1 protein-coding gene is annotated in these 3,541 nt (G+C 57.6%); it reads right to left on the bottom strand.

Going from position 1 to position 3,541, the window contains the following annotated elements; translation table 11 throughout:
• Window positions 1-3,541: non-ribosomal peptide synthetase (locus tag F0Q45_RS30015; RefSeq protein ID WP_149656438.1), on the bottom strand; the 3,541-nt coding region annotated here is incomplete at both ends.

The raw sequence follows: 3,541 nt of genomic DNA, 5'->3' as shown, positions 1-3,541 counted from the left end.
GGGTGTAGTCGGTGTATTGGATGGGTAGTGGTGGCCAGTTGGGTTGTTGTCCTGCGCACCGGTTGGTGTATGCGGTGGCTAGGTCTTGTGCTAGGGGTACTAATGAGGCGCCGTCGGCGGCGATGTGGTGGACCACAAGTATCAATATGTGGTTTTGATTGGTTATTCGGAAAAGGCGTGCCTGTAACGGGATTTGGTTTGCTAAGTCGAAAAAATATTGTGCTTGTTTTTCGATTGATTTCTGGAGCCTTTTTGTTGACCAGTTGGCAGCGTCGATAATTTGCCAGCCGAAGTCTATTTGGTTAGCTGGTTGGATGCGTTGTTGGGGGATTCCGTTGGTTTCGGTGAATGTGGTGCGTAGGGTTTCGTGGCGGGCGATCAGGTCGTTGATGGCGGCGGCTAGAGCGGTGGGGTTGAGTTGGCCGGTTAGTCGTAGAGTTAGTGGGATGTTGTATGTGGCTGAGGGGCCTTCGTATTTGTAGATGAACCATAGTCGTTGTTGAGCAAATGACAGCGGAATCACTGGTGGGCGTGCACTGGCTCGCAGTGGTGTTTGTGGTTTGTTTCCGTTATTGGTTTTGATTTGATTGGCGAGTCCCGCGACGGTGGGTATTTCAAATATTGTTCGTATGGGGATTTCGATGTTGAGTTCGGCTCGGATTCGTACCGCTAGTCGGGTGGCTGATAGGGAGTGTCCGCCCAGGTCGAAAAACGAGTCGTCGATGCCGACTTGGGTGAGTCCGAGGATTTCGCTGAATAGTGTAGTGAGTACTTGCTCGTGGTGGTCCCGTGGTGCTCGGTAGGTTGTGCCGCTGCTGAATTCTGGGGTGGGTAGTGCTTGTCGGTCAAGTTTGCCATTGATGGTCAGTGGTAGTGATTCCAGGATGGTGATCGCGGTAGGGACCATGTATTCCGGTAGCCGGGCAGCAGCGAATCGGCGAAGCTCCGTCACCAACTCAACGGCGCCGGGATCATTAACGTATGTCGTGATCGAATTCAGCGTCCCGGCGGGCAGGTAGACATCCGACAGTGCCGTATTAATGGTGCCGACGGCGGTGTAGATCAAGTCGATGAGGCCAGGTGTGGGTGAGTAGGTTACTACTGTGGTATATCCCAGTTGTTGTCCGAGGACATGACAGTGATACGGCAACACAGCTTCACCAGGTGCGTCAGACGGGGTGGGCAGTGGCGCTTGATCTGGGGCGTGAGCAAGGGCGTCGGCTAATGCTACGTCGGGTTGTATCCCGGCGTGAGGTATGCCGGTGACGCGTAACTGAGTGGGGTGTCGTGTTTGCAGGTATTGGCGTAACGCAGCGAGGTTTCCCCAGCATTGCCAAGGTTGGGTAGGCAGGTCGGCCAAGGATTGGACGGTAACAGGCGCTTTACGCAGAATGACGTCGTATCGATAGGCGCTGAGTTCGTTGACCGCTTCCATAGGTTTGAGTTGGATATCGACCGCGGCGATGTCATCAAAATGCTGCGGTAGGGCGGTAAAGAATTCCGGTGCTACCAGGAGTTCTTGTTCGGTGAGGGTTTCTCGGCGGATCCGTTCTCGCAGTACTGCGGCGGTGTGATAGGTGCCGGTGGGCTCGGCGCATACCACAGCGGTGGTAAATGCTGGCAGCAGTGTCAGGTTACGGACATCACCGATGAATAGCGCTCCCGCCGGGGCCAGCAGCTGCAACGCGGTGGACACCACATCAAGGAGATACCCCCCGCTGGGAAAGTATTGGATGACCGAGTTCACCACGATCACATCGAAATAGCCGCGGGGTAGTCCGCCAGCAACATCGGCAGGCTGCGCGCGCAGTCGCACACGATCACCCCAGGGTTGTGCAGCCAACACCTCCTGCAAGGTGTCGATGGCCGGTACGGAAAAGTCTGTGCCCCAGTACTCGACACAGGTGGGAGCTAGCTGGGCAAGTAGCAGCCCTGAACCCACCCCAATCTCTAACATCATCTGCGGATTGAGTTCTGCGATTCGCTGCACGGCCGCTGTTCGCCACTGACGCATCTGTTCCAACGGGATCGGCGCCCCGGTATAACTACTGTCCCACCCCCCAAAATCCTCACCCACCACAATTGACGTGCTTGTTCGTGCCCCCGAATATAGGCCGTCATACACTTCTTGCCAGTGCTCCACAAGGTGGGTTTCATAGCGGGGTTCGCGGGTAAGAAGTGTTTCGGAGTCCAGTACGACGTACCCCACCAATTGCTGACCGCTATTCCTGGTGGCGGGTGTGTAGGTAGTCACGACTGCATGAGCTACTCGTGGATGAGTGGTTAAGACCGTCTCGATTTCGCCGGGCTCGATGCGGTAACCGCGGATTTTGACTTGGTCATCGGCACGGCCCAGGTAATGCAACTGTCCGTTGGTATCCCAGCGCACAACATCGCCGGTGCGATACATCCGTGCACCAATCCCTCCGAATGGGCACGCTACAAATCGTGATGCGGTTAACCCCATTCGGCGCCAATACCCCACACCAACCCCAGCGCCGGCAACATATAATTCACCGGCCACTCCGACCGGCACCGGGCGTAACCACTCATCGAGCACGAATAACGCCGCCCCCGATACTGGTGACCCGATCGGCGGTGTTCCCGAACCGGCCACCAACGGCGCACTGGCCGCCACACACAGCATCGTCTCGGCGGGGCCGTAGGCGTTGATCATCACTCGCCCAGGCGCCCACCGATCGACCACCTCAGCCGGGCATGCCTCACCACCCACAATCAAGTCCACCGACTCCAACTCCCGCGGTGACAAAGCGGCCACCGCGGAGGGGGTTTGGCTAAGCACGTCGACATGTTCAGCCACCACCAGGGCGTGAAAGTCTTCCCGGGAGCGCCTGACCTGTTCAGGTATCACCACGAGACGTCCGCCGTGGAGTAATGCACCCCAGATTTCCCATACCGAGAAGTCGAAACCGTAGGAATGACACTGGCTCCACACCCGCCCCGAAGTGGTTGCCAAATCCCCAACAAGCGGCGCCATCAGTTGCGTGATGTTGTGGTGAGTGATTGCCACACCTTTAGGAACCCCGGTGGTACCCGAGGTATAGATGAGATAGGCGATGTCCTCGGGGTCGGGGTGGGTCACCGGATGAACAGGTTGAGCAGTCAAGTCAGGATCGGTGATATCGATCACCTGCAGGTCGTGCCCATCCAACCGCGAGCACAGCTCAGGTGTAGTAAGAGCGGCTACCGGCGCAGCATCAGTGAGCATGAACCCAACGCGGGTATCAGGAAGGGCAGGGTCGATCGCCAGGTAAGCCGCACCAGCTTTCAGCACCGCCAAAATAGCGATCACCGCATCAGCACAGCGTTCCAACAGCAACGCCACCACATCACCGCGACCTACCCCGCAACCGGCCAACACACACGCAAGCCGATTAGCCGCCACATCCAGCTCGCGATACGTCAACGTGACACCGACCCAAGTCAACGCCGGCGCATGCGGGCTACCTGCCACCCAAACAGCAAACAACTCCGGAACCGACCCCCTAGACACCCCCGCACCAGCCAACACAGCGGCATT

Origin of the sequence: Mycobacterium simiae (assembly GCF_008370645.1) — a bacterium.
GTDB lineage: Bacteria > Actinomycetota > Actinomycetes > Mycobacteriales > Mycobacteriaceae > Mycobacterium > Mycobacterium simiae_A.
The sequence above is the reverse complement of the archived record's forward strand: the minus strand, read 5'-3'. Positions and strand labels throughout refer to the sequence as shown.